The following is a 22,890-nucleotide window of genomic DNA, read 5'->3' as shown; positions in this document are numbered from 1 at the left end:
GAGCGGTGGTGCGGTGCCGGATGTCGGAGCGGTCGTACGTGGGGGGCGGGTCAGGAGCGGCCGTACGTGGGCGGGTCAGGAGCGCTCTGCAAGGAGCCTGCGCAGGAAGCCGAGGCCGTCGGTGGCGATGGCGTCCTGGGTGGGGGCGAGCGGCCGCCAGACGGAGGCGGCGACCGCGATGGTCGCGTTGTGCGCGGTGAACGACTCGATGCAGAGCGGCCCGTGGAAGTCCACCTCGTCCAGCGCGTCGAGGAAGCCGCCCCAGTCCAGATGGTCGGCCCCGGGCGCACCCCGGTCGTTGGCACACACCTGGACGTGGGCGATCCGCCCGGCCGCCGTGCGGACGGCCGAGGCGAGGGAGCGTTCCTCGATGTTCTGGTGGTACGTGTCGAGCGCGACGCCGATGGACTGCGCCGGCAGTCCGTCCAGGCCCTCGAGGGTCTGCTCGACGGTGTTGAACAGGCTGGTCTCGTACCGGTTGAGCGGCTCGACGCCGATCCGGACGCCGGCCCGCTGGGCGTACTCGACGACGGGGGCGATGTTCTCCCGCCACTCCTCGTACGCGGCCTCGCGCTCGCACCGGTCCATCCGCCAGGTCCGGCCGACCGCCGCGTAGACGGGCCCGGCCACCACGGGTGCGCTGATGGCGTGGGCCGCGTCGACGCAGCGCCGCAGATAGTCCTGGGTGGCGCGGACCGTCTCCGCGCCCGCCCGTACGAGATCGCGGTCCGGCGGCATCACGGCGATCACCGCGGCCGGACGCAGGCCCGTGGCCCCGAGGAGTTTGACGGCCGCGGCGGGCTCCCAGTCGTCGGCCTGCTCCAGCGGAAGTTCGACGCAGTCGAAGCCCCAGCCGGCCAGGCGCGGCAGCACTTCGGCGAGTGCCGCCGGCCCGACCGGCGAGTGCCAGATCCACGGGTTGGCGCCGATCCTGCGTACGGAGGAAGCGGAAGAACTCACTTTCCGCCCCACTCCTTCGGGAAGCCCGGCAGGTCCTCGCAGCCGCACATGGCGTAGTGCAGCGGCGGCATGCCCTCCTGGAGGTAGTCGTCCAGGTTCTCCTCGGTGACGGTGGGCTGCGGGAGCTTCCACTCCTTGGGGACCTGCTTGCCCGCGAGGATGTCGAGGGCGGCGATCACGGGCGTGCGCCACTGGAAGGTGGGGTAGGTCGGGGCGATCGCGGTGAGCTTCTTGTCCTTCCAGGCCTTGAGGAAGTCCTGCTGGTCCTCGCCGGTGATCGGCGGGACGTCGACACCGGCGTCCTCGAAGGCTTCGATGGCGGCGACGGAGGTGGCGCCGGCGTCCATCCATACGCCGTCGATCTGTCCGTGCCGTGAGATGGCGTCGGCGACGATCGACTTGGTCTTGGCGGTGTCGCCCTCGGTGAACTTGATGTCCACGACGTCGAGTTCGCTCTTGTCGAAGGCGACCTTCGCGGCGGACCAGCGGTTCTCCAGGACGTCGACGCCGGGTGAGATGCGCAGGGCGAGGATCTTGCCCTTGGGCTTGACCTTCTCGACCAGGAAGTCGGCGGCGACCGAGCCGTATCCGTATCCGCCGATGGGGTTGATGAAGGTGACGGGGCAGTCGGTCTGCACGCCGCGGTCGAAGACGATCACCGGGACCTTTGTGCAGGCGGCCTCGACGGCCGGGGTGAGGGTGGCGGTGGTGTTGGGCGAGACGATGAGCGCGTCGCAGCCCTTGCCGGTGAGCTCCTCGATGTCGGAGATCTGCTTGTCGTCCTTGCCCTGGGCGTCAAGGACGGTGAACTTGGTGATCTCCTTGTGGAGTTTCACCTCGGCCTGCATGTTCTTCAGGCCGACCTGGCGCCAGGGGTTGAAGACCCCTGCGTTGGAGAAGCACAGGTGGGTGCCCGCGAGGCCGCCCTTCTTCTTGAACTCGGCGGTGTCGCGCATCTCGGGTTCGAGCATCTGCACCCAGGGCTTGTCCGCCGGTCCTTCGGGTGTGACGTCGGCGAGCTTGATCTGCCGGTCGTACTCGGCCTGTTCGAAGAACTTGGACTGCTCGGTGGCCTTGTCGTCCTGGCTCTCGGAGGCGGAGGCGCCGGGTGACTCGGGCGGTGCGTCGCTGGAGCAGGAGGTGAGCAGGGCGGCGGCGAACAGGGCCGCGCCCGGTGCGAGGAGTCTGTGCTTCCTGAGGGGTTTCATGAGGGTGTCCCTCCCGAAGAGTTGGAACGGCGGCGGATGCGGGACCAGTTGGCGGCGCCCAGGCCGACGGCGGCGATGACGATCACGCCCTGGACGGTGGATTCGAGGGCGCCGGAGACGCCTTGGAGGTTGAGCAGGGTGAACAGGGCCTGCAGGGAGAACGCGCCGGCCATCGCGGCCACCACGGAGCCCCGGCCGCCGCCGAGCACCACTCCGCCGAGCACGACGGCGGTGATGGCCTCGAACTCCAGGCCGCGTCCGGCCTGTGCGGACACACCGGAGAAGCCGCCGACGAGGATCGCGGCGAGCGCGGCGGCCACTCCGGAGAGGACGAAGGCGAGGACCCGGACGCGGTGCACGCGTACGCCGGAGAGCGCCGCCGTGCGCTCGCTGTCACCCGTGGCCATCAGGGTGCGGCCGAAGTCGCGGCGCATCAGCCACACCGCGAACGCGCCGACCGCGAGGCAGGCGAGTACCGCCCAAGGGAGCCAGCCGAAGGCCGAGTTGCGGCCGAGCGCGCGGAAGTCCTCGGGCAGGACGCCTGTCGGTGAGCCGCCGGTCCAGTAGAAGACGGCGCCTTCGAGGATCAGCATCATGCCGAGCGTGGTGATGAAGGAGGGGACGCGCAGGGCCGTGGTGATCAGTCCGTTGGCGAGGCCCACGATCGCGCCGCCGAGGACCAGGGCGAGGCTGATGACGAGCCAGTGGGAGTCGGTGAAGGAGCCGTACAGCTCGGCCGCGACGACCACTCCGGCGGTGACGATGGCGCCGACGGACAGGTCGAACTCGCCGCTGACGATGACCAGGTACTGACCGGCGGCCAGGATGACCAGGGGTGCGGCGCGTTTGACGAAGGCGAGGAAGCGGTCGAGTTCGTAGAAGCTCGGGTCGGTGACCGCGATCGCCACGAGCAGCACCACGAGCAGGGCGTACACCGGGATACCGGTGCCGAGGGCGCTCACCACTCGCTTGTACGACACGGGAGTTGACGTCGCGGTCGTCATGCGGACCTCCTTCCGCGCCGGGCGTACAGGGCGACGGCGGCGATGATCACGACGCCGCGTACGACGTTCTTGAAGAAGGGGTCCACGGAGAGCTGGTTGAAGACGCTGTCCAGGACGGCGAGGATCAGGACGCCGCCGAGCGTGCCCGCCACTCCCCCGCGTCCGCCCGCGAGCGCCGTGCCGCCGAGCACCACGGCGGCGATCGACTCGAGGTCGTAGCGCGCTTCGGTGCCGGCCCAGGGGGCGCCCGCGCCGAGCCGGGAGGCGAGGAAGAGGGCCGCGGCGCCCACGCACAGGGAGCAGATGATGTGGGCGATGACCACGGTGCGGCGGGTGCGGACGCCGGAGAGCCGGGCCGCGTGTTCGTCGCCGCCGGTGGCGTACATGTGATGTCCAAGCCTGGTGCGTCTGGTGATGAACCAGGCCGCGGCCGCGACCGCTGCGAGCAGGAAGATCGAGACGGGGATCGGGCCGATGCGGTCGTAGCCGAGGTGCCGGAAGGATGCGGGGACTTGTCCGGCGGGGCCGGTGTAGTTGTCCTCGATCCAGCCGCGCAGGATGAACGCCGTGCCGAGGGTGGCGATGAAGGCGTTGACCTTGAGCCCGGTGACGATCAGACCGTTGGCGAGCCCCACGGCGATGGACAGGGCGAGTACGGCGAGGATGCCGGTGACGACGCTGCCGTCCTGCATCGTCTCGGCGGCCACGAGGGTGCCGAGACTGATCAGGTACGCGACGGAGAGGTCGAGGGAGCCGGTGAGGATCACCGCGCTCTGGCCGACCGCGACGAGGCCGAGGGCCACGCAGTTGGACAGGATCGTGGTGAGGTTGGCCCGGGCGAAGAAGCTGCCGCCGTCGATCGTGACGATCAGCCAGCCGAGCACGATCACCACGGCGGCCGCGAGCCAGACGCCGACCGCCGGGTCGGTGAGCTTCGTGCGGCGCCGGGCCGGCTCGGGCTTGAGCACGGACGGGGCCAGTGCCGTCGGGGTCATGCGGCGTCGGTCCCTTCTTCGGCGGGGCCCGTGGCGAGGCGCATGATGTCCTCCTCCGAGGCGCCGGCGGGGAGTTCACCGGCGAGCCTGCCGTCGCTCATGACGAGGATGCGGTCGCTCATGCCGATGAGTTCGGGCAGTTCGGACGAGATGATCAGGACGGCGAGTCCTTCCTCGGCGAGCTCGCGTACGAGGGTGTGGATGGCGGCCTTGGCGCCCACGTCGACCCCGCGGGTGGGCTCGTCGAAGAGCAGCACGGTGGGCCCGGCCGCGAGCCATTTGGCGATGACGACCTTCTGCTGGTTGCCGCCGGACAGGAACTGCACCTGCTGGTCCGGGCCGCCGCGCGCCTGGAGCCGTACGCGCTCGAGGAGGTCCGCGAGGTCGCGTGCGGCTGTGGCACGCTGCTGGCCGGGGACGGCGCGGGTGACGAGCAGGGCGTTGTCGCGTACGGACTGGCGCAGGGCGAGCCCTTCGCCCTTGCGGTCCTCGGTGACGAGCGCGATGCCGGCGCGGATGGCCTCGCGGGGGTTGCCGGGCCTCAGCCTCCGTCCGCCGACGGTCATGTCACCGGCGCTGAACGGTGCGGCGCCGAACAGGGCGCGGGCCAGGGAGGTGCGTCCCGAGCCCTGCAGGCCGGCGATCCCGGTGACCTGGCCCGCGCGCAGGTCGAGGTCGATGCCCTTGAGCCGCTTGTTCGTGCCACCGCGCAGGGAGAGTGCCACCGCACCGGCCGCGTCCGAGGAGGCGCGCGGCGGGTAGTACGCGCTGAGGTCGCGGCCGACCATGGCGCGCACGATCGCGTCCGTGTCGGTGGAGGCGGTGGCGACGGTGGTGATGTGCCGGCCGTCCTTCAACACCGTGATGCGGTCGGAGAGTTCGAAGACTTCGCGCAGCCGGTGCGAGATGTACAGGATGCCCAGGCCGCGGCCGGCGAGCCGCCGTACGAGGCCGTGCAGGAGCCGTGCCTCGTGGTCGGCGAGCGGTGCGGTCGGTTCGTCCATCACCAGGATCCGGACGTCGGAGGCGAGCGCCTTGACGATCTCGACGGTCTGGCGGCGGGCCACGGACAGCTCGCGGATGTGCGTCCGCGGTGAGATACCGGTTTCTCCGAGCTCGGCGAGGAGTTCACCGGTGCGCCGCTCCATGGCGCGGCGGTCCACCAGGCCGAAGCGGGTGGGTTCGCGGCCGAGGAAGACGTTCTCGGCGACGGTGCGGTGCTCCAGGAGCGCGAACTCCTGGTGGATGATGCCGACCCCGGCCGCCTGCGCCTGCTTGGGGTGGGTGAACGCGTGGGCGGTGCCGTCGAGTTCGATGGTGCCGGAGTCCGGGATGTGCTCCCCGGCGAGCACCTTCATCAGCGTGGACTTGCCCGCGCCGTTCTCGCCGACGAGGGCGTGCACCTCTCCGGCGGCGAGGTCGAGGCCGACGCCATGGAGCACGCGGACGCCGAGAAAGCTCTTGGACACCTTTCGCATGGTCAGCAGCGGGGCTGCTCCGCCCGGTGACTGCGGTGACTCGCGTGTGGCCGGCATGCGCGGGGCTCCTTCGGCAGACAGCGTTTTCTGCACACCATCGCGGAGCAATGTCCTGGCACCGCTTTTTCCTGTCAAGGGTCCAAGCACCGTTCTGCACAAGGTTCTTGACGGTGACTTAGGTCGATCGCCGAACAGATGGAGCCTTGTACGCAGCAGAAGTGGGCCTCTATGGTGACGGCATGCCGACGGCCCCCGATGTGTCCTCCGCCTCCGCGGGCGACGTGCTCGCGCTCATCCGCTCCGGCTCGGTGGAGACCCGGGCCGATATCGCGCGCCTCACCGGTCTGGCACGCTCCACGGTGTCGCAGCGCGTGGACGCGCTCATCGCGCACGGCTTCGTCGACGAGGACAACGCGGACGGCGGCTCCACCGGCGGGCGGCCGCCGCGCCGCCTTCAGCTGCGTACCGGCGAACACGCGGTGGCGGGTGTGGACCTGGGGGCCTCGCACTGCCGGGTCGCCCTGCTCGATCTCACCGGCGCGACGCTCGCCCAGCGCGAGGACCCGCTGTCGATCGCGGACGGTCCGCAGGCGGTCCTCGGCCATGTCGAGAAGACCCTGCACGCGCTGCTCAAGGAAGCGGACCACGCCCCGCAGTCATTGCAGGCGATCGGGGTCGGCGTGCCAGGGCCGGTCGAGTTCACGACGGGCCGTCCGGTCGATCCGCCGATCATGCCGGGCTGGCATCAGTACCCGATACCGGAGTTCTTCGCCGACCGTTTCGGTGTGCGCGCGCTCGTCGACAACGACGTGAACGTCATGGCGCTCGCCGAGCAGCGCCTCGCCTTCCCCGAGACCCGCTATCTGCTGTACATCAAGGTCGGTACGGGCATCGGCTGCGGGATCATCGCCGACGGCCGCCTGCACCGCGGGGCGCAGGGCAGCGCCGGCGACATCGGCCATATCCGCGTGGCGGACGACACCGAGCCCTGCCGCTGCGGCAACTCCGGCTGCCTGGAGGCCGTCGCGGGCGGCGCGGCCCTCGCGCGCAGGCTCGCCGAGCTCGGCCTGGACGCGGCGAGCGGCAGTGATGTCGTACGCCTGGTGAAGTCCGGCAATCGCGACGCCGTCCGCATGGTCCGCGAGGCCGGACGGGCCGTGGGCGAGGTCCTGGCCGGTCTGGTGAACTTCTTCAACCCGGACACGGTGGTGGTCGGCGGCGCGCTCGCGGCCGTGCACGACCAGCTGCTCGCCGGGGTGCGCGAGGCGGTCTACCGGCGTTCGCATCCGCTGGCCACGCACGTGCTGCGGATCGAGCCGAGCCGTACGGGAGAGAACGCTGCCGCCATCGGCGCGGGCATCCTTGCGATCGAACACGCCCTCTCACCCGATCAGGTGGACCGCGCCCTCGCTGCCGCCGCCGGCTGACCATATGCCGAGACGCCCTGCCCACCGCGGGACCCGTCATTCTTCCTGCTCACCAGGGCGCATTGGTCCATTCCACTGACGCGTCGCAGGCCGCCGTGCCACCGCGCCGGAAACCGCCGAACCCCGCGCTGACATGGGAAATCCCCTTTGCTGTCGCATGATTGACGGATCGTCGGGCAAGCGATACCACTGACCTCGCCCGGCCCCGTACGCCCCACGCGCGCCCCTTGGCGCCCCACCGTCCCGGAGGCTGCTTTGCGACGACGACCCGATGCTGCACAGACTTCTGCCCCCCGCAGACGGCTGCCCAGGACGGCGGGTGCCCTCGCAACGGCCGCGCTGCTGCTGCCCCTCGTGGCGGCGGCCCCGTCCGGCGAGCAGAGCACAGCGCCGTCCGCCCGGCTGCAGGGCGCGTTCAGCGCGGCGGCCGCCGAGTTCCAGGTGCCGCAGAGCGTGCTGCTCGGCGTGTCCTATCTGCAGTCCCGCTGGGACGGACACGCCGGAGCGCCGAGCGTCGCCGGCGGCTACGGCCCCATGCACCTGACGGACGCGGCCACCGCGCTCAAGGCCGAGGCCCCGCATCACAGCCACGGCGAGGAGGACGCGCGAGGGGACTCCTCCCGCCCCGCGCGCGTCCCCGAGGCGGAGCTGCCGGACGCCTCCGAACTGCCCGCGCGGCTGCGGACGTTGACTCGTGCCGCGGAGCTCACCGGCATCTCCGCCGAGGAGCTGCGCACGGACCCGGCGGCGAATCTGCGCGGCGGCGCGGCGCTGCTCGCCGAGGCGCAGAAGAAGGCCGGCAAGCCGCTCAGCGCCGACCCGGCGGACTGGTACGCGGCCGTCGCCGCCTACTCGGGCGCCGACGACGAGGCCACGGCCGCCTCGTACGCGAACGAGGTCTTCGCCGTGATCCGCGACGGCGCCTCGCGCACCACGGACGCGGGCCAGCGGGTCGCCCTGGACGCGACGCCGGCGGCCGCACCGGACGCCGCGCAGCTCGAAGGGCTCGGGCTCCGCCGCGCCGCGAAGGGCGAGACCGACTGCCCGCCGACCATCGCCTGCGAGTGGATCCCGGCTCCGTACGAGGAGTTCGGCGAGGACGACTACGGCAACCACGACAAGGCCAACCGGCCCGAGGACCAGTCGATCGACTACATCGTGGTCCATGACACCGAGGGCCGCTGGGACACGGTGCTCAAGCTGGTCCAGGACCCCACGTATGTGTCCTGGCAGTACTCGCTGCGCGCGACCGACGGGCATATCGCGCAGCATCTGAAGCTCAAGGACGTGGGCTGGCACGCGGGCAACTGGTACATCAACAGCAAGTCGATCGGCCTGGAGCACGAGGGTTTCCTCACGCAGCCCGACACCTGGTACACGGAGGCGATGTACCGGACCTCGGCGCGCCTGGTGAAGTATCTCTCCAAGCGCTACGGCATCCCGCTGGACCGTCAGCACATCCTCGGCCACGACACGGTGCCCGGGCCGACGGCGGGCACCATTCCGGGGATGCACACGGACCCCGGCCCGTACTGGGACTGGCAGCACTACTTCACCCTGCTCGGCAAGCCGTTCCACCGCAGCGCCGGGCCGTCGGGCGGCCTGGTGACGATCCTGCCCGAGTACGACGAGCACAGCCCGGAGTTCACGGGGTGCACGAAGGCCGGCGAGAAGTGTCCGGCGCACGGCTCCAGCGCGGTGCGGGTGTACACCGAGCCGCGTGAGGACGCTCCGCTGATCAAGGACATCGGTCTGCGTCCGGGCGGCGGCGCGTCGACGATCGGCGTGAACGATCTCGGTTCGCGGGTGTCGACCGGCCAGCGCTACGCGGTCGCGGAACGCAAGGGCGACTGGACGGCGATCTGGTACCTGGGGCAGAAGGCCTGGTTCAAGAACCCGAAGAAGCAGCCCACGGCGGTGGACGCGGCAGGCCTGGTGATCACGCCCAAGGCGGGGCGCACGGACGTGCCGGTGTACGGACGCGCCTACCCGGAGGCGGCGGCGTACGAGGGGACGGGCATCGCGCCGCAGCCGGTGTCGGCGCTGCCGTACAAGCTGCTCGCGGGGCAGGAGTACGCGGCGGGTGACAAGACACCCGGCGAGTACTACTTCGCGCCGGTGTTCGACACCAGCGGGCACAAGGTGGTGCGGGGCAAGGACGAGTACTACGAGATCCAGTTCGGACACCGCGTGGCGTTCGTGCGGGCGGCGGACGTGGAGGTGAAGTCCAGCAGCTGAGGCAGCGGGACCGAGGGGGCCGTGGCGTGTGCCACGGCCCCCTTTCCGCTGCTAGTCGAGTACGTACCGCTCCCCCGCCCGTGCCTTGAAGGTGCGCTCGCCGCCGTCCAACAGGCTGCTGCGGACCGTCAGTTCGCGGGTGCGGGAGGCGTGCAGGACGATGCGGGTGGCCTGGCCGCCGGTCCAGGTGATGTCGACCGTGACGCCGCCGCGCGCCCGCAGTCCTCGTACGGAGCCGTCGGGCCAGGAGCCCGGCAGCGCGGGCAGGATGTCGATCACATCGTGCTGGCTCTGCAGCAGCATCTCCACCACGCCCGAGGTCGCCCCGAAGTTGCCGTCGATCTGGAACGGCGGGTGGGTGTCCCAGAGGTTGGGCAGCGTCGAATGCTTGAGCTGCTCGGCCAGCATGGCGTGAGAGTGGTCGCCGTCCCTCAGCCGCGCCCAGAAGTTGATCTTCCAGGCCTTGGACCACCCCGTACCGCCGTCGCCGCGCGCCGTCAGCGACACCTTCGCGGCCTCGGCCCACGTACTGCCCGGCGCTATCTGACGGCCGGGATGCAGGGCGTACAGGTGGGAGACATGGCGGTGCTCGTCGGCCGGGTCGTCGAGGTCCGTCTTCCACTCCTGCAGCTGTCCCCAGGAGCCGATGCGCAGCCCGGGGTCCAACCTCTCCAGCGCGGCGGCCAGTTCGTCGCGGAAGGCGCGGTCGTCGCCTAGGGTGCGGGCGGCTTCGAGCGTATTGGTGAACAGTTCGTGCACGATCTGCTGGGACATCGAGGCGCCCGCGGTGAAGTCGCCGTGCTCGGGCGAGTAACTGGGCGAGACCACCGCCGTGTTGTCGCGCGGGTCGGTGTGCAGGTTCGCCAGCCAGAAGCGTGCCGCCTCATTGAGCACCGGATAGGCGGTGGTGCGCAGATAGTCCGTGGAGCCGCTGAAGCGGTAGTGCTCGTACATCTGCGAGGTGAGCCAGGCGGCTGCCTCCGGGAACCAGAAGGAGGTCGCCCAGTCGTGCACGCCCGTGAAGCCGTAGGTGTTGGTCTCGTTGTGCACCACCCAGCCGTCCGAGCCGAACATCTCGCGTGCGGTGGTCCGGCCGGGCGGGACCAGCGCCTGCACGAAGCGGTCGTACGGTGCGGTGGTCTCGGCGAGGTTCGCGGCCTCGGCCGGCCAGTAGTTCATCTGCAGGTTGATGTTGACGTGGTAGTCGGCGCTCCAGGGCGGGGTGGTGCTGTGGTTCCAGACGCCCTGGAGGTTCGCGGGCAGCGATCCGGGACGCGAGGAGGCGATGAGCAAGTAGCGGCCGTACTGGAAGAAGAGCGTCTCCAGAGCCCGGTCGGCGGCGCTCGCCCCGCCCGTGTACTGCGTCAGGAGCTGGTTCGTGGGGACCTCCGGCAGTTCGGCCGCGAGGTCGAGGGCCACGCGGCCGAACATGCCTCGGTGGTCCTCGATATGGCGGGCACGCAACGCCGCATGGCCCCGGCCGGCGGCGCGTTCCAGGGTGCGGCGGACACGCTGCGCCGGGTCCTGTCCGCGATAGCTGGGGTGTACGTCCGCGTAGTCGGTACCGGCCGCGAGGACGAACCAGGCACTGTCCGCTCCGGTGACGGTGAGGGCGCCATCGGGGCCTGCGGTGACGGTGCCGCCGCTCGTGCGCACGGTGAGCCGGGCCTCGAACTTCAGGCCGTTGTCCGCGAGGGCGCCGCGCACGGTGAGCGTGCTCCCGTCGGCGCTCGCCGCGTAATCCGCTCGGGGTGACGTGTAGCGCAGGGTGAAGGCGACCTTGCCCGGCCGGTCGGCGGCGAGGCGTCCGACGATCACCCCATCGGGGTACGAGGCGAAGAACTCCCTCTCGTGGCGCACCTGTTGATGGGTGTACGTGACGGTCGCGAGGCCCGTGGTCAGGTCCAGCGCCCGGCGGTACGAGGCGTCCGGCGCCGTAGGGGCGTCGGGGACGTCGAGGTACAGGTCGCCGAAGGTCTGGTAGGCGCCGAACCCGCGGCGGGGCTGGCCGAGCTTCGCCGTGACGGTGTCCGGGTCGAGCCGGCCCTGTTCGTCGAGCAGGCGCTGCACCTCGGCGAGGGCCCCGGGGCGCGGCTCGCGCCAGTCGCCGTGGTCGTATCCCTGCTGCGAGCCGGGGCCGCCGGTCCACAGCGTCTTCTCGTTGAACTGGAGCCGTTCGCTCGCGAGCGTGCCGAAGACCATCGCGCCGAGTGCGCCGTTGCCGATGGGCAGTGCTTCGCGTTCCCAGTCGGCGGCGGGTGCCGCGTACCGGAGCCGCAATTGATCGGATGCTTGTGGGGCGGCGTGGGCCTCACCGGCCAGGGCACCGGTGGCCGCCGCTGCCACTCCGCTCCCCAGGGCTAATGCACCGGCCCCACCGATCGCCGACTTCACGGTGGTTCTTCGCGATATGCCGGAAGACGCCGATGCGGGCGTGGAAGGTGTTTCAGGCATGGATGACATGCCCCCGGACGCTAGAGGTCCGATGACTCGGCTACAAGGGTACGTGCAGCATCAGCTGCCCCGTCGGGAACAGCGCGAGGGCTCAGCCCTGCTGGAACAGCTCCGCGGGCAGCGGCTTGAGCAGCGCGTACAGGTCGTCGGTGATGGGGCGGTCCCAGGCGGCGATGGTCACCAGGACGTTGTCACTGCGGTCGAACTGGACGCAGGAGATACGGCTCTCGGAGAGCTTGAGACGGCGCACGATCAGCAGGTTGTCCCCCTGCATCACCGGCATGTCCTCGGTCGAGACGACCTCGACCTCCTCCTCGTTCTCCAGCGCGAGCAGCAGCTGAGCGACCTCGAAGGGCACCTGCTTCTCGCCCAGGTCGCGGGCCGGGGAGCCCTCGGGGAGATTGCCGATCACCATCGCGGGGCCGCGGCCGCCGAACAGGTCGTAGCGCAGGAAGACGCCCTGGCAGCTGCCGTCGGGGGCGGGCAGCAGGCCCGCGCCGAGGTTGCCCGGCCAGTCTCCCGGGTCCATGGCGAGGACGTCGAAGTCCGGCCCGGCGGGGGTGGGGGCGTTGCGGCGGCGGAGGAAGGACATGCGCCCATGGTACGTGGCCGCGGACCGTTCCCGACCCCGGGGACCGGGCCGCTGCCCAGCCGCCGCAAGGGTGCCGCGGAACTGATCTGCCGCCCGCTCACGCCCGGTCCTGCGGCACCTCCCCGAGGGCCGCGCCCAGACCGCCGAGGTCGGTGCCGACCTTGCGGAACACGGCCGACAGAAGGCGCCCGGCGGCCGGCTCGTCCAGGCCGAGCTCCTTGCCGATGTCCGCCGTGGACGCCCCCCGCACGGCGAGCGCGGCGGCCGTCCGCTCGCGGGCGGTGAGGGTGTCGGTCCCGGTGCTGTGCAGCCGCCGGGGCCGCTGCCCCATCGCGGCGAGCTCGTCGCGGGCCTGCTCGACGAGGCCGTCGGCGCCGCACTGCGCCGCGGCGTCGAGGCCGCGGTACAGATGGTCGGCGGCTTCCGCGGTCCTGCCGGTACGGCGCAGTTCCGCACCGAGGTCGACCAGCGAGCAGGCCAGCTCGTGGCCGGCCGGTGAGCGTTCGAGGTGGGCGACGGATTCCTCGAGGAGCTTGGCGCGCTCGGCGGGCGGGCCCACCTGGGCGTGGATCCGCAGGGCCTGTCCGATCGCGGATGCGGCCCCGTACTGCCGCGCACGCTGGACGGCTTCCTGCGCGAGCGAGGTGGCGCGTGCCGGGGTGTCGTGGGACTCGGCGCGCGCGAGGTGAAGGAGCCAGGGGCACCAGGCGGGGTTGCGCATGCCGCGCGGGTCCAGGCGCCGTCCGGCCGCGGAGAGTTCGACGGCCGCTTCGCGCACTTTGCCGCGCGCGAGGAGGAGTTCGCCGTACACGGTCTGCGAGTCGGGGAACGTCACGGCGGCCGGGAACGGCGGTCCGAATCCGTGCTCCTCGCCGATGTGTGCGGCCTCGGTGACCCGGCCGCGGGCGAGGAGGATCTCGACGAGGATGCTGACCGCGTACCAATGCGCGGGCGTACGGCGTCCGACGCGTTCGGCCAGGCGCAGTCCGGCGCGCGCGAAGTCCTCGGCCTCGGCGAGCCGTCCGCGGCGCAGCCGGACGTAGCCGAGCAGGGTGTAGCCGAAGGACAGGTGGCCGCCGCGCCAGCCCTGCTGCTCGAAGTCGGCGATGCCGGACGCGAACAGCTCTTCGGCGCGGCCCGGCCGGTCGGCGTAGAGGAAGGCGAGGGCGACGAGGACGGGCACCTCGAAGCCGCGGTCCTCCTCGGCGGCCCAGCCGAGACCGCCGGTGAGGGCGCGTTCGGCATGGTGGAGGGCGGTCTCGGCGGGTTCGCCGCGCAAGGTGGCGTCCCAGGCGCGCAGCCCGATGATGTACCGCTCGGTGAGATCGCGTCCGGTCAGGCGGTCGGCGAGCCGGGCCAACCGCCGTGAGCGGGCGGGTGAGTTGGGTTCGTCGGAGCGGAAGGCGTCCCACATGAACTGTTCGGCCTGCATCCGCAGCCGTACGCGTGCGTCCTCGGCGAGCTGGATCTCGTGGCCGAGGGTGGCGGAGGCCTCGGCCAGGCGGTCGGAGTGGGCGAGGACCTGGGAGAGCCGGATGACGATGCCGTGCCGCAGCTCGGGGTCCTCGATCCGTTCGGCGAGCGCGGCCCGCAGGTGGTTGACGGTGGTGGCGGGTTCGGTGAGCAGCGAGGCGCAGCCCAACTCGTAGAGCACACCGGCCCGTTCCTCGGGCGCCGGCGGCTCGCGCAGGGCGCGGGCCAGATAGCGGCGGCCCGCGTCGGGAGCCCCGGCTCGCTGCACCTCGCGGGCGGCGGCGCGCAGTTGCTCGACCACCCAGGGGTCGTCGTCGGGGTGGGTCTCCAGGAGGTGGCGTGCGGCGGCGGCCGCGCCGAGTCCTTCGTTGATGACCGCCCAGGCGGCCTGTCCGTGCAGGGCGACGCGGACTCCGCCGGGGATGGCGCGGTAGACGGCGGTGGCGATCAGCGGGTGCACGAACTCCAGGGTGTCGGCGCCGGTGAGGATACGGGCGCCGCGCAGCCGGTCGGCGCAGTCCCCGGCTTCCTCGCCGCCGAGTCCGGCGACGGATGCGGCCAGATGCGGGGAGATCTCGGTGCCGAGCACCGCGCAGGCCCAGGCGAAGCGCACGGTGGACGTGCCGAGCCGCTCCAGGCGGGCGATGAGACCGCTGCCCTTGACGGCGGCGGCGAGGTCGCGCAGCAGATGGGCGCCGGCCTCGTTGGGTTCGAGGCCGCGGTCGCGCACCTTCGCGGTGACTTCGACCGCCTCGAAGGGGTTGCCCGCGGTGACGGCCCAGGTCTCACGGCAGAACGCGTCGTCGGCATGCGCGCCCACGCTCTCGCGTACGAGCCGGGCGATGGCGGATGCGCTGAGCGGTTCGAGGTCGATGGGCCGCTGGCCGGCGCGGCCCGGCAGGCCCCTGAACTCGTCCGCGTAGTCCGGAAGTTCATCGGGACGGTAGGCGACGACGAGGAGCAGCGGGAGCTGTTCGGCGCGGGGCGCGAAGGCGGCGAGCCAGCTCAGGGACTCGCGGTCGGCCCAGTGTGCGTCGTCCAGGACGAGGACCATCGGCGCGCGCTGGACGGCGAGGTGGGTGAGTACCCAGTCGAGTCCGTCGCGTAGGCCCTGGGGGTCGGGCGGGGCCCCCTCGGCCGGGGCACACAGGCCGAGCGCGGGGCCGACGATGTCGTACCAACTGCCCAGTGTGGCGCGCAGTTCGTCCTGTGAGGCTCCGGCGAGCAGCGGCTGGACGAGCTGGCGGGCGACGTGGAAGGCGACGTGCTGCTCCTGGTCGCCGCCGCGCGCGGCGAGCACGGTGCAGCCCTTGGCGTGCGCACGCCGGCGCACTTCGGCGACCAGGCTGGTCTTGCCGAGCCCGGCGCGCCCGGAGAAGACGAGCAGGGCGCCGCTCGGGCGGTCCAGCGGGTCGACTCCTTCGGGGACGAGACCGGCCAGCTCGGCCAAGGCCTCGTCCGCGGCGGCGAGTTCGTCTTCGCGCTCGAACAGTGTGCGCCGCAGCCGCGCGCCACCGGCCTTGGGACCCGAAGGCCCCGACGGTATGCCCTGGTTCATGCCGCACCCCCTGCCGCGGTGGTGCGCGGGCGCGGGGAGCCGGTGCACGCCGTGGCTTCAAGGGACCTCAGCGTACGCCTGTGCGGGGGCATCGGGCCCTGCTGTTCGGGGAGTTGGGGCCGGGCAAGCCTGCGGCGCGCACGTACGGCTCAGGGCGTGACGATCGGAAAGACGGGGTCAGGGGCGTCCAGGACGGAAAGCAGCCGCTTCAAAAGGGCCGGGTCCCCGGTCATCGTGATGCCGTCCGTGCCCTTCCCGGCGAGCAGGGCGAGCAGCTGCGGTTTGGTCATGGTCATCGTCAGGCCGGCGTCCTTCGCCGGGGAGGCGGAGGTGGTCCAGGTGAGCAGGCCGTTCGCGAGGCGGAGGTGCCAGTAGGTATCGCCGATGTGCCAGTCGACGTCAAGGCGCAGGTCCCAGGCTTTCGGGCCGTTGACCCGTACCGCCATCGAGTCGATCAACTGGCCGACGGTGAGCGCCATATACATGTCGGGGCCGAGGGTGGCGCTGGTGGCCGGCTTGATGCCTTCCTTCAGCTCCTGCGCGGCCATGAGGTAGAAGTTCCGCCACACGGCGTTCTCCATCCCGTGGCCGAGACGGGTGTAGAGGCCGGCGAGATCACGCTTGGCCTCGCGGTCGCCCGGGTCGTTGAAGACGGCGTGGTTGAGCAGGGTGACCGCGAAGCGCAGATCGCCGCGCTCGGCGTACCGACGGGCCTGGCGGCGGACCGCGCGCTGTCCGCCGAGACACTCCACCCACCGCTTCGCCTCCTCGACGGGCGGGTGCTGCCACAGGTGTGCGGGGTTGGCGTCGAACCAGCCCATGTACCGCTGGTAGATCCCCTTGACGTTGTGGCTGATCGAACCGTAGTAGCCGCGATTGGCCCACACCCGGTCCAACTGCGGCGGCAGTTGCAGGGTCTCGGCGATCTCGGAGCCCGTACGTCCCTGATTGATCAGGCGCACGGTCTGGTCGTGCAGGTATCCGTACAGGTCACGCTGGTGGGTGAGCAGCGCGACGATCGCCTCGTCGCCCCAGGTCGGCCAGTGGTGGGAGGCGAAGGCGACATCGGCCTTCTTGGCGTACAGGCCGATGGACTCGGTGAGATAGCCCGCCCAGGCGTGGGCGTCGCGGACCTGGGCGCCGCGCAGCGTGATGATGTTGTGCATGGTGTGGGTGGCGTTCTCCGCCATGCACACGGCGCGCAGGTCGGGGAAGAGGAAGTTCATCTCCGCCTGGCTCTCGGTGCCGGGCGTCATCTGGAACTCGATCCGCACACCGTCGAGGGTGACCTCCTGCCCGGTGGCGGTGATGTAGCGGGTCGGCGGGATCAGCCCGACGGTGCCGAGTGAGACGTTGAGACCGAGTCCGCAGCCCACCTGCGTCTTGACGCCGGTGGGGAGTTGGGCCCCGTACATGTAGGCCGAGCGGCGGGCCATCGCGGGCCCCGCGTACACGTTCTCGCTGACCGCGTGCTCCATGAAGCCCTCCGGCGCGAGGATGTCCACGCCCTCGGTGCTGCCGGGGAGCACACCGCGGCAGCCGCCGAAGTGGTCGACGTGCGGATGCGTGTAGATCATCGCCTTGACCGGGCGCGCGCCCTTCGGGTCGCGGTGCTCACGGTAGAGCCGGAGCGCGGCGGCGGCGGTCTCGGCGGAGATCAGGGGGTCGATGACGATCAGTCCCGTATCGCCTTCGACGATGGTCATGTTGGACAGGTCCAGGCCGCGCACCTGGTAGATCCGGTCGGTCACCCGGTACAGGCCCTGGCGCGAGAGCAGCCGGGCCTGCCGCCACAGACTCGGGTCCACGGAGTCCGGCTCGCTCTTCTGCTCGCCGATGAAGCGGTACGCGTCCGGGTCCCAGGCGACCTTTCCCGCGGCGGTCTTGATCGGCCCTGCGGTGAAGGCCGCGATGAATCCGCGGTCCGCGTCGGCGAAGTCGCCCTCGTCCTCGTACGGCAGGCCGTCGGTGTCCGTCGGCGCGGACGGCAGCGTCCCCCGCGTCCCCTGCGTGCCCTGCGCCTCCCGCGTGCCCGAAACCGCCACCGCGGTCTGCGGGTTGAGCGCTACGGCGGCCGCGGCCGCACCTGCTGCGGCGGCGACGAATCCGCGCCGGTCCATCGACGTCATGGCGCCTCACCTTTGCTGGTCGGTTCGGTACAGGACGCAGCGGTCGACGCCCCTCGGGGGTCACTATTGCAGTCCGACTGCAATAGGAGTCAAGGGTTGGGGACGCGGAGGAGTGCGATATGCGGGTGGGGATCGCAGGTGGGCGGGGTCCTCAGGACTCCAGCAGCGCCCGAAGTGTCCGGGACAGCGCGGTGACCGCCGCCGTCGGGTCCAGCCCGCGTCGCGCCCGCAGGTGGTCCCAGGCGGCCCAGCCGGATGCGGCCTCCAGGGAGTCGAGGAGGCCTCCGGGACGGCGGGCACCGGACACGAGGGCCAGTTCGGGGGCGAAGGTGCGGGCCAGGTCGTCGCGGAACCAGGTGTCGCCCTCGGCCATCACGCGGCGCAACCCCGGGGATTCCGACTCGAGTTGGAGTCCCACCTTGCGGATGGGCGACATCACTTCGTACATGGCGCCGCGCTGGTCGAGCAGCGCCCGTACCTTGCGGCGCACCGGCCACTCGGGCGGCACTTCGACGGCGAGGGCACGCCACCGCTCGGCCTGCTGTTCGGCGGCGGTGACGTACAGCGCCTCACGGTCCGCGAAATGGACGAACACGGTCCGCTCCGAGACCCCGGCACGCTCGGCGATCGCTTTGCGCGTCGGCTCCCGCTCCCCCTCGGCGACCAGGTCGAGCAGCGCCTCCACGAGCACGGCACGCGTACGCTCCGGATCGCGCCGTCTGCGGCGTCCTGCCGGCGGCGTCGAGCCGCCCTGGTCCTTGTCCTCTGCTGCGGTCACGCGCCCCATCGTGGCAGAGCCGCGCGATCGGTCCGCCGCCATGCGCCGGTTCAGCGGACCCGGTCGTAGACCAGGGCGAGTTCGCCGGTCTTTCCGGTCTCCTGGCTGGTCAGCTCCCAGCTCGACGCGGGCAGGCCGTCCTCGAAGAGCCGCTCGCCGCCGCCGGTGATCTCGGGGCAGATCATGAGGTACAGACGGTCGACGAGATCCGCGGCGAGCAGGGGCTTGAGGATGCTGGGTGCGGTGTTGACGAGGATGTCGCCCTCACCGGAGGCCTTGAGCTCACGGATCACGTCCTCGACGGGCCCGTTCACCACGCGGGTGCGGTCCCACGGCGCCTCGGTCAGCGTCGTCGAGAACACGACCTTCTCGGCCCCGATCAGCCACTGCGCGTATCCGCGGTCGCGCGGATCGGCGTTCTCGTCCTCGGCGACCGTCGACCAGTAGCCGACGAACCCCTGCGCGTTGCCCCGGCCGAGGACGGCCGTGGTCTTGCCCTGCCAGACACGGGTGAGGTGGTCACGGGCGACCTCGGTGACGGCGTACGGGACGATCGCGCCCATGTCGCCGGGCCCTCCGGCCCCGTGGTAGCGCCCGTCGAGCGTGAGTCCGATGTTGGCGGTCACCTTGCGTGCGGTCGGGTTGTTCATGGGGTGTTCCCTTCCCTTGGTCACTGTCCGGTGGTGGCGCTGCAATGGCCGGCTTTTCTTCCCGTACGGGGAGTAGAGCCGTGCATGGTCGAGCTAGCCCAGTACGTGATCGAGCTGGTCGAGCACCTGCCCCCAGCCGGTCTCGATGCCGGCGATGAACTCCGCCGCCTCGACGGCGGTGTCGGCGAGGTGAAGCCCGAGCCGCAGGCGCGTGGCGCCGTCGACCTCGGTGAGCGTCAGGTCGTACTGGACGGAGAACGAGACGCCTCCCGCGGCATCGCGCACCGCGAGGTCGAAGACGAGGCGCTCGGGTTCCTGCGCCGCGTGCACCCGGCCGGCCGAGCGGTACGTGCCCTCCGCGTCGCGGTAGTCGAGGACCGCGCGACCGCCGGCCTCGGGTTCGAGGACGCAGTCGGTGATCGTCATCGACGGCGGGGCCCACCAGGAGGCGAGCAGCTCCGGCTCGGTCCAGTGCCGCCAGACCAGGGCGCGGTCCGCGGCGAGGCGGCGCTCGAACACAAAGGTCCGCCCGTCCGCCCAGCGCTCCCCGCCCTTGCCGGCAGCGGCCGTCTCGGCTTCGATCGCGGCCTGGTAGCGGGCGAGGACATCGAGCTCGCCTTGCTGCCCGCCCGCCGTCTCGACCAGCGACCGCAGCCGCCGCCCGAGGGCCTCAAGAGGTGCGGCCTCGATCGCGTATACACGCCGCTGGCCCAGCGGGTGGACGGTGGCGAGCCCTGCCCGGACCAGGGTCTGCAGGTGCTTGGTGGTCTGCGGCTGCCGCAGTCCGGTCAGCTCGGCCAGTTCACCGACGGACCGGGGACGCCCGGCAAGCAGCTCGACGATGCGCCAGCGGGCGGCGTCGCCGAGTGCGGATGCGATCTGCTCCATGCCTGAAGTATTCTCCAGATCGAATATCCCTGTCAAGGAATATCTCGGAGCAACTCGCTTGCCGACTGCGGTCGTTACGCGCCGATCCGCTCGGGCGGCGCGCGTGCGGGGTTCGAGACGTGGCCGTGGTCGGCGAGCTCATTGCCGAGCCTCCGATCACGGCAGCTCCCGATTCACGACTGGACCGAGCGGTGCCGTTCATGATGCCTGGCCACGCGCGCACGGTTGCCGCAGGAGGGTTTGCACCACTCCTGACGGGGGTGCTCCTTGAGGAAGTAGCGCACACAGCGCGGGGCGTGGCAGGCGCGGAGCTTGGCGCGGTCGGGTCCGGCGAGGAAGGCGATCGCCTCGCGCGCGAGCGTGGCGGTCAGCAGCTCGGCCGGCTCCGCGGGCGCCGCGGGGCGCAGCTCGGCCAGCGGCTCCGCGCCCCAGGCGAAGACCGGCACGACCGGGACCCGGGCCGCCGCTTCGTTCAGGCGGGCCAGCGCCTCGGGCTCCGGCAGGAGACGGCGCGCGTCGGCGGGGCTGGGTTCTCCTGGCCGTACAGCCTTGGCGAAGAGCGCGCGGACGGCGGCGCGCAGCTGCCGCACGGAGGCGAGGGAGACCGGGTCGGCGGTGAACTCCCCCAGTTCCGGCAGGTGTTCACGCACCCAGGCCGTCAGCCCGGCGGATTCGGAGAGGTCGTCGGCGACGCCTCCGTGGCCGTCGTGGCGGATGGTGAGGGTGAGGTCGAGGACCAGCTGACTGTCCGGCATGGGCCTAATGCTAACGTCCCGATGAACCGTTAACGCTGGAGGTATGGGTGGCCGAGGATCTGCGTCAGCTCCTGCGGGGCATCGAGGTGTTCGCCGGTGAACTCCCCGCGTTCGACCCGTCGACCGCGCCGGCGACGCCCGAGGAACTCTTCACCGAGTGGCTGCTGCACGCCCTGGACTCGGGCGTGCGCGTACCGCATGCGATGACGCTGTCGACGGCGGGAGCGGACGGCAATCCGACGGCGCGGGTGCTGATCCTCAAGAACGTGGATGCCGAGGGCTGGCAGTTCGCCTCGGACAGCGGCGGGGTCAAGGGCCGCGAGCTGGCTGAGCGCCCCTTCGCCGCGCTCACCTTCTACTGGCCCGAACTCGCCCGCCAGATCCGCGTCCGAGGTCCGGTCGTCACGGCGGGGCGGGACGCCTCCCGTGCCGACTTCCTCGCGCGCGGCATCGGCGCCCGCGCCGAGTCCCTGCTCGGACGGCAGTCACAGCCGCTGGCCGATCTCGCCGAGCGGGACAGGGCGGTCGCCGCTTCCCTCGCCCGTGTCGAGGAGCAGCCCGACCTGGTGGCCGACGGCTGGCAACTGCTCACGGTGCGGGCGGAGTCGGTGGAGTTCTGGCAGGGCGACAAGGGCCGGCGCCACACCCGCCTGACGTATCTCACCGCCGAGGACGGCGGCTGGGAGCGGGGGTTGCTGTGGCCGTGACCCATGTCGACCACTGGCGGGCCGGGCTCACGGAGATCCCCGAGAACGCCTGGCGTCCCGAGGTGGAGGTGCTGCAGCTCGCGGACAATGCGCTCGCGGCGATCCCCGCCCGGATCGGCACGCTGCGGCGGCTGCACACCCTGGACCTCGGGCACAACCGGCTGACCGAGATCCCCGAGCAGATCGGCGACCTCGAGCAGCTGTCGCGCTTCCTCTACGTGCACGACAACCGGCTCGCCGCCCTGCCCGCCTCCTTGGGCCGTCTGAGCCGGCTGCGTTACCTCAACGTCGGCGAGAACCAGCTCACCGAGCTTCCCGCCACTCTGGGCGGCCTGACGTCCCTGGTCGAGTTGCGCGCGCAGCACAACCGGCTGACCGACCTGCCGGACGGCCTCGGTCGCCTCGGCGCGCTGCGCGAACTGTGGCTGCGCGGCAATCTGCTCGGCGAACTCCCGGACAACACAAGGAACTTGACCGAGCTGCGGGAGGTCGAGCTGCGCGACAACCGGTTCGCGAAGGTCCCTGCCGGTCTGCGGGACCTGCCGCGCCTACGGAAGGTCGATCTCCGTTCCAACCAGGTGCGCGACCTCCCGTACTGGATCGGCGAGCTGCCCGCCCTGGAGAAGCTTGACCTGCGCTGGAACCCGCTGGACGGGGACTGCGCGGCCATCGAGGCCCTGGAGCGGCGGGGGTGCGTCGTCCTGCGGTGAGCGCGGGACGACGGATGCCCGACACCGGAGCAGGACGCCAGACTGGGACGGACGCACCCCCTTGACTCACGCGCGGCAGCGCAGCAGCTCAAGCGGCGGATTGACGAACAGGTCCGCCCAGAACTCTTCGCCGTGCTCACGGATACCGGCGTCGGAGATGTGCAGCGACACCCACTCCAGATCGCTGAATCCCCCCGCGGTCAGGGCCTTCTCGTACACCTCGCGGCGCGGGCGGGTGCTGACGAAACTCACCGGGTGATGCTCCAGGTGCGCGGTCAGGCGCACCCGCGGACCCATCTCGATCTCCTCGCCGGTCAGTTCGCTGCGGAAGCCGTACTTGTCGATGGAGGGCCCGTCGAAGCGGAAGTCGGGCGACTGGTTGAGGATGCAGAACGCGCCGCCCGGCTTCAGGCTCCGGTGAACGTTGCGGCACATCCGCTCCATGGCGGCGCTGTCCTCGGCGTAGTTGAGCAGCTGTACGCCGACGGCGATGTCGAACTCCTGGTCAAGCTCCCGCAGTTCGGCCGCGTCGCCCACCTCGTAGCGCACGCCGAGCGGCGCGGCCTCCTCAAGGCGCTGCGCCACGGCGACCATCTCGCCGGAGATGTCGATGCCGAGGACGTCCGCGGCACCGCGCCGCTTGAACTCCCGGCTGTAGAAGCCGGTCCCGGACGCGAGGTCCAGGACCGACTTGCCCTGTACGTCGCCGACCAGGGCCAGGACGCTGGGTACCTCTCCGTACTGCGCCAGCAAAAGCGCCTTGAAGCCCTCGAAGGCCTCGCCGATCCCGTCGTACAGCTGCGTGCTCTGCGTGCTCATCTCTTGGGGCCCCCGCACATCGTCGGTCGCGGCGTGTGCCGCTCGGTGTGAGGAGTACATCGCCCGC

The 22,890-nt window shown here is 71.3% G+C and carries 18 protein-coding genes; 4 read left to right on the top strand and 14 right to left on the bottom strand.

Annotation, left to right across the window (positions count from 1 at the left end):
• Positions 1 to 75: 75 nt before the first annotated feature.
• From G6045_RS13035 to G6045_RS13015, 5 genes are read right to left on the bottom strand one after another with little or no spacing between them, the layout of a single operon-like run.
• Positions 76 to 960, bottom strand: a complete 885-nt coding sequence (locus tag G6045_RS13035; RefSeq protein WP_165332073.1) for a sugar phosphate isomerase/epimerase family protein — start codon at positions 958 to 960, stop codon at positions 76 to 78.
• Positions 957 to 2,168, bottom strand: a complete 1,212-nt coding sequence (locus G6045_RS13030; RefSeq protein WP_165332072.1) for an ABC transporter substrate-binding protein — start codon at positions 2,166 to 2,168, stop codon at positions 957 to 959. The genes G6045_RS13035 and G6045_RS13030 overlap by 4 nt, the downstream gene beginning before the upstream one ends.
• The gene (locus G6045_RS13025) at positions 2,165 to 3,172 is read right to left on the bottom strand and encodes an ABC transporter permease (protein WP_165332071.1); all 1,008 of its coding nucleotides are present in this window, start codon (positions 3,170 to 3,172) and stop codon (positions 2,165 to 2,167) included. Before G6045_RS13025 ends, G6045_RS13030 begins: the two co-directional genes overlap by 4 nt.
• Positions 3,169 to 4,167 (bottom strand): ABC transporter permease, encoded by a 999-nt coding sequence (locus G6045_RS13020; RefSeq protein ID WP_165332070.1) that lies wholly within the window; start codon positions 4,165 to 4,167, stop codon positions 3,169 to 3,171. The genes G6045_RS13025 and G6045_RS13020 overlap by 4 nt, the downstream gene beginning before the upstream one ends.
• Positions 4,164 to 5,654: a sugar ABC transporter ATP-binding protein gene (locus G6045_RS13015; RefSeq protein ID WP_165332081.1), complete on the bottom strand. Its 1,491-nt coding sequence runs from the start codon at positions 5,652 to 5,654 to the stop codon at positions 4,164 to 4,166. Before G6045_RS13015 ends, G6045_RS13020 begins: the two co-directional genes overlap by 4 nt.
• Positions 5,655 to 5,884: 230 nt before the next feature.
• On the opposite strand from G6045_RS13015, the gene G6045_RS13010 reads away from it, so the two are divergent.
• A complete protein-coding gene (locus tag G6045_RS13010; protein ID WP_165332069.1) occupies positions 5,885 to 7,072 on the top strand; it encodes an ROK family transcriptional regulator in 1,188 nt (395 codons plus the stop codon).
• Between the two features lie 345 nt (positions 7,073 to 7,417).
• Positions 7,418 to 9,310, top strand: a complete 1,893-nt coding sequence (locus G6045_RS13005) for an N-acetylmuramoyl-L-alanine amidase (protein ID WP_235967858.1) — start codon at positions 7,418 to 7,420, stop codon at positions 9,308 to 9,310.
• 51 nt (positions 9,311 to 9,361) lie between these two features.
• On the opposite strand, the gene G6045_RS13000 is transcribed toward G6045_RS13005, so the two are convergent.
• The 8 genes from G6045_RS13000 to G6045_RS12965 all read right to left on the bottom strand — a co-directional run bounded on the left by G6045_RS13000 (position 9,362) and on the right by G6045_RS12965 (position 20,587).
• Positions 9,362 to 11,704, bottom strand: a complete 2,343-nt coding sequence (locus G6045_RS13000) for a glycoside hydrolase family 95 protein (protein ID WP_328707753.1) — start codon at positions 11,702 to 11,704, stop codon at positions 9,362 to 9,364.
• Between the two features lie 151 nt (positions 11,705 to 11,855).
• The gene (locus G6045_RS12995; protein WP_165332067.1) at positions 11,856 to 12,356 is read right to left on the bottom strand and encodes a hypothetical protein; all 501 of its coding nucleotides are present in this window, start codon (positions 12,354 to 12,356) and stop codon (positions 11,856 to 11,858) included.
• A 97-nt stretch (positions 12,357 to 12,453) separates the two neighbouring features.
• Positions 12,454 to 15,387, bottom strand: a complete 2,934-nt coding sequence (locus tag G6045_RS12990; RefSeq protein WP_165332066.1) for an ATP-binding protein — start codon at positions 15,385 to 15,387, stop codon at positions 12,454 to 12,456.
• Positions 15,388 to 15,536: 149 nt separating this feature from the next.
• Complete coding sequence (locus G6045_RS12985) at positions 15,537 to 17,516, bottom strand: alkyl/aryl-sulfatase (protein ID WP_165332065.1); 1,980 nt, start codon at positions 17,514 to 17,516, stop codon at positions 15,537 to 15,539.
• Positions 17,517 to 17,667: 151 nt separating this feature from the next.
• Positions 17,668 to 18,294 carry a TetR/AcrR family transcriptional regulator gene (locus G6045_RS12980; RefSeq protein WP_328707752.1) on the bottom strand — a complete coding sequence of 209 codons (627 nt, stop codon included), beginning with the start codon at positions 18,292 to 18,294 and terminating at the stop codon, positions 17,668 to 17,670.
• A 50-nt stretch (positions 18,295 to 18,344) separates the two neighbouring features.
• Positions 18,345 to 18,944: a dihydrofolate reductase family protein gene (locus G6045_RS12975; protein WP_165332063.1), complete on the bottom strand. Its 600-nt coding sequence runs from the start codon at positions 18,942 to 18,944 to the stop codon at positions 18,345 to 18,347.
• Positions 18,945 to 19,037: 93 nt separating this feature from the next.
• Complete coding sequence (locus G6045_RS12970) at positions 19,038 to 19,832, bottom strand: metalloregulator ArsR/SmtB family transcription factor (RefSeq protein WP_165332062.1); 795 nt, start codon at positions 19,830 to 19,832, stop codon at positions 19,038 to 19,040.
• Between the two features lie 173 nt (positions 19,833 to 20,005).
• Positions 20,006 to 20,587, bottom strand: a complete 582-nt coding sequence (locus tag G6045_RS12965) for a CGNR zinc finger domain-containing protein (protein ID WP_165332061.1) — start codon at positions 20,585 to 20,587, stop codon at positions 20,006 to 20,008.
• Between the two features lie 47 nt (positions 20,588 to 20,634).
• Here G6045_RS12965 and G6045_RS12960 point away from each other — a divergent pair, with 47 nt between their 5' ends.
• Together G6045_RS12960 and G6045_RS12955 are read left to right on the top strand one after the other, a co-directional pair.
• Positions 20,635 to 21,294: a pyridoxine/pyridoxamine 5'-phosphate oxidase gene (locus G6045_RS12960; RefSeq protein ID WP_328707751.1), complete on the top strand. Its 660-nt coding sequence runs from the start codon at positions 20,635 to 20,637 to the stop codon at positions 21,292 to 21,294.
• On the top strand, positions 21,285 to 22,004 hold the full coding sequence (locus tag G6045_RS12955; protein WP_328707750.1) for a leucine-rich repeat domain-containing protein: 720 nt from the start codon (positions 21,285 to 21,287) through the stop codon (positions 22,002 to 22,004). Before G6045_RS12960 ends, G6045_RS12955 begins: the two co-directional genes overlap by 10 nt.
• A 66-nt stretch (positions 22,005 to 22,070) precedes the next feature.
• Here G6045_RS12955 and G6045_RS12950 read toward each other — a convergent pair whose 3' ends face one another.
• On the bottom strand, positions 22,071 to 22,823 hold the full coding sequence (locus G6045_RS12950; protein WP_165332060.1) for a class I SAM-dependent methyltransferase: 753 nt from the start codon (positions 22,821 to 22,823) through the stop codon (positions 22,071 to 22,073).
• Positions 22,824 to 22,890 lie beyond the last annotated feature (67 nt).

Origin of the sequence: Streptomyces mesophilus, from assembly GCF_011044995.1 — a bacterium.
Lineage (GTDB): Bacteria > Actinomycetota > Actinomycetes > Streptomycetales > Streptomycetaceae > Streptomyces > Streptomyces mesophilus.
Note: the sequence above shows the minus strand (reverse complement) of the source record. Positions and strands in the feature narration are given on the sequence as shown.

Excerpts from the sequence above, each read along its gene's own strand:
- G6045_RS13030 (WP_165332072.1), bottom strand. The coding sequence starts at position 2,168 with ATGAAACCCCTCAGGAAGCACAGACTCCTCGCACCGGGCGCGGCCCTG.
- G6045_RS13025 (WP_165332071.1), bottom strand. The coding sequence starts at position 3,172 with ATGACGACCGCGACGTCAACTCCCGTGTCGTACAAGCGAGTGGTGAGC.
- G6045_RS13020 (WP_165332070.1), bottom strand. The coding sequence starts at position 4,167 with ATGACCCCGACGGCACTGGCCCCGTCCGTGCTCAAGCCCGAGCCGGCC.
- G6045_RS13010 (WP_165332069.1), top strand. The coding sequence starts at position 5,885 with ATGCCGACGGCCCCCGATGTGTCCTCCGCCTCCGCGGGCGACGTGCTC.
- G6045_RS12995 (WP_165332067.1), bottom strand. The coding sequence starts at position 12,356 with ATGTCCTTCCTCCGCCGCCGCAACGCCCCCACCCCCGCCGGGCCGGAC.
- G6045_RS12990 (WP_165332066.1), bottom strand. The coding sequence starts at position 15,387 with ATGAACCAGGGCATACCGTCGGGGCCTTCGGGTCCCAAGGCCGGTGGC.
- G6045_RS12985 (WP_165332065.1), bottom strand. The coding sequence starts at position 17,516 with ATGACGTCGATGGACCGGCGCGGATTCGTCGCCGCCGCAGCAGGTGCG.
- G6045_RS12975 (WP_165332063.1), bottom strand. The coding sequence starts at position 18,944 with ATGAACAACCCGACCGCACGCAAGGTGACCGCCAACATCGGACTCACG.
- G6045_RS12970 (WP_165332062.1), bottom strand. The coding sequence starts at position 19,832 with ATGGAGCAGATCGCATCCGCACTCGGCGACGCCGCCCGCTGGCGCATC.
- G6045_RS12965 (WP_165332061.1), bottom strand. The coding sequence starts at position 20,587 with ATGCCGGACAGTCAGCTGGTCCTCGACCTCACCCTCACCATCCGCCAC.
- G6045_RS12950 (WP_165332060.1), bottom strand. The coding sequence starts at position 22,823 with ATGAGCACGCAGAGCACGCAGCTGTACGACGGGATCGGCGAGGCCTTC.